Origin of the sequence: Limimonas halophila, assembly GCF_900100655.1 — a bacterium.
Taxonomy (GTDB): domain Bacteria; phylum Pseudomonadota; class Alphaproteobacteria; order Kiloniellales; family Rhodovibrionaceae; genus Limimonas; species Limimonas halophila.
Window position 1 is genome coordinate 20,870 of record NZ_FNCE01000018.1, and the last position, 6,611, is coordinate 27,480.

Below are 6,611 nucleotides of genomic sequence, written 5' to 3' on the forward strand. Positions count from 1 at the left end.
GGAAACACGGCGCGCCATGTTGAGGGAACGTCGCGCGACGAGTCCGTACCTGGAAGAGCCGGAGCGATCGCTGCCGGAGGCGTGCCGCGACCTGATCGCACGCGGCGTCTGGTCCGCGCGGTCGTGCGCAGACTGCACCTTCCGCCCGGTGTGCGAGGCCGGGCGGGCCAAACAGCAGTGGCGACAGGAGGCGCGTGACGGCGTAAACTACCCGGATTCATAAGGTTCCGGGGAGGTTCCGTCATGGCTCGCGGCCCGTTTTCCGGGGTTCTCGCCCCCGTCGCAACGCCGTTTACCCGTGATCTGCAAATCGACACGGCACGGTTTACCGCCTTCGCGCACGACCTGCTGAAGGCCGGGTGCCACGGGCTCGTGCCCTTCGGCACCACGGGCGAAGGCCCCTCGCTGAGCGTGGAGGAGCGCCGGGGTCTGCTCGCGGCCCTGACCGGCAGCGGCATTCCCGGCGAGCGGCTGATGGTGGGCGTGGGCACCTGCTCGCTCGACACCACGGTGCGCTTGACGTGCGACGCCCTGGACGCCGGCGCGGGGGGCGTGCTGCTGCTGCCCCCCTTCTTCTTCAAGAAGATCGACGACGACGGGCTGGCGGCCTACGTCGACGCCCTGATCGCGCAGGTGAACGACCCGCGCCTGCAAATCTACCTCTACCACATCCCCCCACACGCCGGGATCGGCTGGTCGCCCGCGCTTGTGGAACGGCTGGCGCAGACGCACCCCGACACCGTCGTGGGCGTGAAGGATTCCGGCGGCGATTTCGCCTACACTCGCGACGTGCTTACGCGGCTGCCCGACTTCGGCGCCTTCATCGGCACCGAGCGCCAGCTTGGCGACGTGCTGGATGCCGGCGGCGTGGGCACGATCACCACCACCGCGAACGCCAACCCGGCGGGGCTGCGCCGGGCGTTCGATCAGTGGCGCGGCACCCAGGGGCAGGCGCTGATGGACGCCGCGGGCGCCTACCGCAAGACGGTCGAGGGCTTCCCCACGGTTCCCGGCATCAAGGCGCTGATCGCGCACGAGCGCGGCGACCCCGAGTGGGCGCGCGTGCGCCCGCCGCTGACGGACCTGGCGGGCGAGCAGCGCGACCGCCTGCTCCAGCGCGTCGGCGAGCTGGAGGCCCTGGCGCCCGCGCCGAAACCGGCGTGAAGGTCATTCCCGCGGCGGCCCGAAGCGCTCGGGCTGGCGGCACTTCCGGCAAGGGATGTGCACGCCCAGCTTGGCGCGGCGGCCGGCTTCGGTGAGCACCCAGGCACGGTTCTGAAACGGCGGGGTGTGGCGCATGTGCCGGGTGTGGCCGCAGGCCAGCTCGGCGACCCAGTGGCCCGCGTCGTCCTGGTGGAACCCGACGATGGCGCGCTGCGGCGGCTCCGGTTCGCTCATCCGCCCCCGCTCATGCCGAGAGACGGCGCAGGATCTCTTCAGCGGCCCGCTGGCCCGAGGTGACGGCACTCTCGATCGTCGCGGGCAGGCCGGTGTCGGTCCAGTCGCCCGCCAGCAGCAGGTTGCTCACCGGCCCCTGCATGCCCGGGCGCTGGCGCAGCGTCTCCGGCGTCTGCGCGATCGTGGCGCGGCGTTCCTTGATGACGCGCATGGCGGGCTGCCAGCGCTCGTCGAGCGAGAGCGCGTGCGCGGTGTCCGTCCACACCATCTGGGCGATCTCCTCCGACGGCCGGTTCACCAGCTCGTTCGCCGCCGAGACGGTGATGCTGGCCACGTCCTCGCGCAGAAAGAGCCACTGCGCGGTGCCCCCGACGAGGCCCAGGAAGGGGATGCCCTCCGGCAGCCGCGCCCGGTGGGGCAGGCGGATGTGCGCGTTGACGATGGGGCGCGTTTCGCGCGGCACCGTCAGCCAGGGGATCAACTGCTCCGCCACCGGCGGCGGCGTCGCCAGGACGACGTGGTCGCCGCGTTCGACGGGGGCGGTTCCGCCGGGGAAGTGGAGCTGCGTGACGGCGTCCGGCTCGCCCTCGAAGCGGCGCAGGCGCTGCTTGGTGTGGACCTCGGCCCCGTGCGCGCGCAGCACCGCCAGCGCCGGGTCGACGAAGGTGTCCGCCAGTGAGCTGAGCGCCACCAGCGGCCGGCATTCCTGTCCGCCCTTGGCGAAGGTCTCCATCATCACCGTGCGCATCAGCCGCGCCGAGGCGGCCTGCGGCTCGGTGTTGAGGATGGATTCCGTGATGGGCGTCCACAGCCGCTCCCAGACGGGGTCGCCGGGGCGGTAGAGCGCGTCGGCCACGGTGTCGTCCTGGCCCGTCCAGGCCAGGCGCAGGCCGCGCAGGTGCGCCCAGGCGCCCGCGTCCTTCACCCGGCGCGAGCGGGCGAACACCCACCACGGGATGCGGCCGGGGGAGGGGCACACCGTCCAGCGCGCCCCCGAGCGTACGTCGGTGAAGGGAAAACGCGCGTCCGGCGGCGCCGTCAGGCGGTCGCGCGCGCCGATCTCGTCCAGGTAGGCGAGAGCGTTCTGGTTGGCCGCCAGCAGCAGGTGGTTGCCGTTGTCGATCGTGCGTTCGAGGCGGCTGTCGTAGAGCGAGCGGCACCGTCCGCCCGCCTGCGGGGCCGCTTCGTAGACGCGCACGGCCACGCCCGCGCGCGCCAGCCGCACCGCGCACGCCAGCCCCGCCATGCCGGCGCCGATGATGTGAACGCGTCGCATGGGATTTTCGCTTACCGCAGGCCGTGGCGCAGGACGACGGCGAGCTTGTCGCGCTTGGGGATGCTGAGCCGCTGCTCGGGCGCGCGCCAGTCGTTGTCGCGCAGGCGCCGCAGCAGGCGCGCGTACATCTCCAGCATCAGGCGGCACGGCTTCGCCGTGGTGGGCGACACGTCGCGCAGCAGGGCGCGGGCCCGCTGGAACCGGGCCTCGGCCGTTTCCGCCAGGTCGCGGCACGCCGCCGGGAGGTTGGGGTCGGCCAGCACGCCCTCGGGCGTGCGCGCGCTGACGCCGTTGGCCTCCAACAGCTCGCGCGGCAGGTAGAGCCGCCCGCGCGCGGCGTCGTCGCCCAGGTCGCGCAGGATGTTGGTGAGCTGCAGCGCCTCCCCCAGCGTCACCGCGATGTCCGCCGAGGTTTCCGCGTCGGCGCGGGGGTCGTCCACGGCGAAGATGGGCATGGCGAGCATCCCCACCGCGCCCGCGACCTGCCGGCAGTAGAGCCGCAGGTCGTCGTCGGTGGGCGCGATCTCGCCGCCGCGGGCGTCGCGCTCCATGCCGTCCAGCAGATGGCGGAACTCGGCGGTGGGCAGGGCGAACCGCGCGCGCGCGTCCGCCAAAGCCTGCGCGATGGCGCAGCTGGGCTCGCCGGCGTCCAGGCGGTCGATCTCCGCGCGCCAGGCGTCCAGGGCCGCGAGCTTGGCCGTCTCCGGCTGTTCGCCGTCGGCGATGTCGTCGATCTCGCGGCAATAGGCGTAAACGGCGTAGATGGCCGCGCGCCGGTCGGGGGGCAGCAGGCGCATTCCCCAGAAGAAGGAGGAGCCGGCGTTGCGCACCATGGCGCGCACGAGGTCGTGGGGATCGGCGCCGGCCGCGGTGTCGGCGGCGGTCGTGGTGTCGGCGGGGGGCGTCATGCGCGGGGCTCCTCGCGCGGGCGGTCGGGCGTGGACGCCGGGGCAAAGCGCCGGGCGAGCAGCGTGCCCAGCGCGCCGCGCGCGGCGACGGCGAGCTTCATGGGCTTGCCCAGCTCGACGCGGACGGCGAGCGGGTCCTGGCGGCGCAGCCGCCCGGTGAGCGCCCGGGCCAGCGCCACGATCGCGGCGGACTCCAGCGCCAGCCGGGCGTCCGCCAGATGCCGGGGCAGGGCTTCGGCGCGCGGCAGCAGCGTTTCCACGCCGTCCAGGCAGCGGTCGATCACCCGCCGGACGCCCGCCGAGGCGTGGTCGCGCGCCAGGGCGGTGACGGCCTCGCCCTGCTCGGCCAGCCAGGGTTCCGGCAGGTAGACGCGGTCCAGGGTCAGGTAGTCGGTTTGGCAGTCCTGCAGGTGGTTGAGCACCTGCAGCAGGTCGCACAGTGCGTCGCTGTAGGGCCAGAGCGCCCGGTCCTCGCCGTGCAGGTCGAGCAGGAAGCGGCCCACGGGCGAGGCGGAATAGCGGCAGTAGCCCAGCAGGTCGTCCCAGCCGTCGTAGCGGCCCTTCACGGCGTCCTGCTTGAAGGCGGTGACGAGGTCCAGGCCGTGTTGCGCCGGCACACCCGTCGCCGTCAGGCTCTGGCGCAGGCGGTGCGCGGTGGCCAGCGCGGGATCGTCGGCCTCGGGATCGGTGAGCGCGCGGCCGAAGGCGTCCAGGCGGGCCACCTTGTCGTCGGGCGACAGCTCGGGGTGGTCGGCGATGTCGTCGATGGCGCGCGCGAAGGCGTAATAGGCCATGACGTGCGGCCGCAGCGGCCGCGCGATGAGCTTGGACGCGACGGGAAAGTTCTCGTCCCCGGCCCATTTCCCGGAGGGCGTTTCCATGCGGCCTGTGTCGTCCGGCTGGGTGATCGCGGCTGGCTCCAAGCGGGCACGAAGCTTAACAGGGGCGCGCACGGGCGGCCACCGGCTCACGCGCTTCGTGTGGCCCGGCGCGTGGGGTGGTAGACGGGCGGCGCCAGCTCGGCGAAGCGCGCCAGAAAGCGCCGCTTGGCCTCCTGCGGCGGGCAGGGGGTGAGGTCCGCGTCGGCGCTGATCCGGCGCAGCTCGCGCGGGCGGCCGAAGATCTGCTTGGCCTCGTCGGGGTCGAATCCGGCGAGCTGCGTGCCTTCCAGGTAGGCGGCGGCCGTGTCGGCGCGCTTGCACAGGCGCCGCACCCAGTCCGGCAGCTCGCCGGGCAGGCCGAAGCGCAGCAGGATCGCGGTCTCCAGGCGGTTCTCCAGCTGCTTGTAGTCGGTGTCCATCGCCGCCTTGAAGGGCGTGATGAGGTCGCCGAGCACGTATTCCGGCGCGTCGTGCAGCAGGATGGCGAGGCGCCAGCGCTTGGGCGTGCTGGTGCGCAGCTTGCCCGCGATGTGCTCCACCAACAGGGCGTGCTGGGCCACGGAAAACGGCCACTCCCCGTAGGTCTGGCCGTTCCAGCGCGCGACGCGTGACAGCCCGTGGGCGATGTCGTCGATCTCGATGTCGAGCGGGGAGGGGTTCACGAGGTCCAGCCGGCGCCCGCTGAGCATGCGCTGCCATGCGCGCGGGCGGCCGCTGCCGGGGTCCTTGGCGGAAGAGCGGGAGGTGCGTGCGGTCATTGCCCGGAACGTAGGCGCGCGCGTCGGGGAACGCCAATGCAGGCTCGGGCTGCCCGCGGAAAAATGCGGCCAGAGGGGTGGCTCTGGCCGCATGCACCGGGGGGGTTCGATGGCAGGGCGGGGTGCGTGCCCGCCGGACCATGTGTGACGGGTGGATGGCGGTGCGACCGACCCGTCATGTCCAACACCCTGGCACGGGCGGATGGTCCGCGCCGTGACGGCGATCACACCCCGTGCCCTTATTCGGCGCGGGCGCGTTCCACCAGCTCGGTCAGCGCAGGCAGGTCGGGCACGACCAGGGCGTTGCGCTCGCGCCGGATGAGGTCCTGCTTGCTCAGCTCGCTGAGCACGCGGGCAACTGTCTCCCGCGTGGTGGAGACGCGGCTGGCGATGTCGGCGTGCGCGGGAATCGGGGAGATGCGCGCGCTCTCGCCGTCGCTGCCGGCGCGCTCGCGGGCGAGCCGCAGGACTTCCGCGTGCACGCGGTTGTGCGCGCCCACGGTGCTCAGCTCCATGATGCGCCCGCTGGCCTGGCGCACCATGTCCGCGAGCCGCTGCATCGTCGCCAGGCTGACCTCGGGGTGGTCGGCCAGCAGGTTGAGGAAGCTGCGCGGGTCCAGGGCGGCCGTGGTGGTGGGCTCGACCGCCACGACCGAGGCCGAGCGCTCGCCGCCGTCGATGGCCGCCAGCTCGCCGACGAGGCCGCCCTCGCGGACGTCCTGAAAGCTCACGACGCGGCCCGAGGCGGCGTGGTCCTCCACGCGCACCGCGCCGGCGACGACGAAGTGGACTTCGTGCGTGGGCGCCGCGCGCTCGATGACGCTCTGCCCCGGTTGGTAGCTGCGCCAGCGGCAACGCTGCTCGATGCGCGCGAGGTCGTCGCGGTCGGTGTCGCGGAAGATCTCGATCCCGGCGAGCGTGCGGCGCCGGGCGCCGTGGTCGGAAGCCGCCATAAGCGCACTCCAGAATGCGCGTCGGTTCGGTCCCATCCGTGCGCGGCAACGAACGGACAGCGTATGCCGCCATGACGCCGCAGACGAAGGCGGTGTGTCCACCGCCCGGTGCGGTCACGGGCGCTGACGGCGACCGTCCCAATGACGGACTCGCGTATCGCGTTTCGGCAGCGTCCGTTGGCCTGACGGGTGCATCCAATACGCCCAGGCTGGTGCAGGCTTCCCCGATCCCCGTGACGGACCCGATCATCCCGTTTGGTAAGGCGTCCGTTGGCCTGACGGGTGCATCCAATACGCCCAAGCCGGTGGGGGGCGCCCCGGGTTCCCGTGACGGACCCAACCATCGCGTTCGGAAGGCGTCCGTTGGCCTGACAGGCGCATCCAATACGCCCGAGCCGGTGGGGGCCCCCGGGTCCCCGTGACGGACTCAACCATCG

At 73.0% G+C, this 6,611-nt stretch carries 7 protein-coding genes; 1 reads left to right on the forward strand and 6 read right to left on the reverse strand.

Going from position 1 to position 6,611, the window contains the following annotated elements; translation table 11 throughout:
• Positions 1 to 243 precede the first annotated feature (243 nt).
• Positions 244 to 1,164 carry a dihydrodipicolinate synthase family protein gene (locus BLQ43_RS13680; RefSeq protein WP_090022329.1) on the forward strand — a complete coding sequence of 307 codons (921 nt, stop codon included), beginning with the start codon at positions 244 to 246 and terminating at the stop codon, positions 1,162 to 1,164.
• Positions 1,165 to 1,167: 3 nt separating this feature from the next.
• On the opposite strand, the gene BLQ43_RS13685 is transcribed toward BLQ43_RS13680, so the two are convergent.
• From BLQ43_RS13685 to BLQ43_RS13710, 6 genes are all read right to left on the reverse strand, one after another.
• The gene (locus tag BLQ43_RS13685) at positions 1,168 to 1,398 is read right to left on the reverse strand and encodes a DUF3565 domain-containing protein (RefSeq protein WP_090022332.1); all 231 of its coding nucleotides are present in this window, start codon (positions 1,396 to 1,398) and stop codon (positions 1,168 to 1,170) included.
• A 10-nt stretch (positions 1,399 to 1,408) separates the two neighbouring features.
• Positions 1,409 to 2,674, reverse strand: coding sequence for a hydroxysqualene dehydroxylase HpnE (gene hpnE, locus BLQ43_RS13690; RefSeq protein ID WP_090022336.1), 1,266 nt, complete (start codon positions 2,672 to 2,674; stop codon positions 1,409 to 1,411).
• A gap of 11 nt (positions 2,675 to 2,685) precedes the next feature.
• Entirely contained in the window at positions 2,686 to 3,582 is an 897-nt protein-coding gene (gene hpnD / locus BLQ43_RS13695) for a presqualene diphosphate synthase HpnD (protein WP_090022340.1), read from the reverse strand.
• Positions 3,579 to 4,463 carry a squalene synthase HpnC gene (gene hpnC, locus BLQ43_RS13700; protein ID WP_090022344.1) on the reverse strand — a complete coding sequence of 295 codons (885 nt, stop codon included), beginning with the start codon at positions 4,461 to 4,463 and terminating at the stop codon, positions 3,579 to 3,581. The genes hpnD and hpnC overlap by 4 nt, the downstream gene beginning before the upstream one ends.
• 86 nt (positions 4,464 to 4,549) lie before the next feature.
• Positions 4,550 to 5,221: a YfbR-like 5'-deoxynucleotidase gene (locus BLQ43_RS13705; protein ID WP_090022347.1), complete on the reverse strand. Its 672-nt coding sequence runs from the start codon at positions 5,219 to 5,221 to the stop codon at positions 4,550 to 4,552.
• A 239-nt stretch (positions 5,222 to 5,460) separates the two neighbouring features.
• A complete protein-coding gene (locus BLQ43_RS13710; protein ID WP_090022352.1) occupies positions 5,461 to 6,174 on the reverse strand; it encodes a Crp/Fnr family transcriptional regulator in 714 nt (237 codons plus the stop codon).
• Between the last annotated feature and the right edge of the window lie 437 nt (positions 6,175 to 6,611).

Coding starts and splice junctions, on each gene's coding strand:
- hpnD (WP_090022340.1), bottom strand. CDS start 3,582: ATGACGCCCCCCGCCGACACCACGACCGCCGCCGACACCGCGGCCGGC.
- BLQ43_RS13680 (WP_090022329.1), top strand. CDS start 244: ATGGCTCGCGGCCCGTTTTCCGGGGTTCTCGCCCCCGTCGCAACGCCG.
- BLQ43_RS13710 (WP_090022352.1), bottom strand. CDS start 6,174: ATGGCGGCTTCCGACCACGGCGCCCGGCGCCGCACGCTCGCCGGGATC.
- hpnC (WP_090022344.1), bottom strand. CDS start 4,463: ATGGAAACGCCCTCCGGGAAATGGGCCGGGGACGAGAACTTTCCCGTC.
- hpnE (WP_090022336.1), bottom strand. CDS start 2,674: ATGCGACGCGTTCACATCATCGGCGCCGGCATGGCGGGGCTGGCGTGC.
- BLQ43_RS13705 (WP_090022347.1), bottom strand. CDS start 5,221: ATGACCGCACGCACCTCCCGCTCTTCCGCCAAGGACCCCGGCAGCGGC.
- BLQ43_RS13685 (WP_090022332.1), bottom strand. CDS start 1,398: ATGAGCGAACCGGAGCCGCCGCAGCGCGCCATCGTCGGGTTCCACCAG.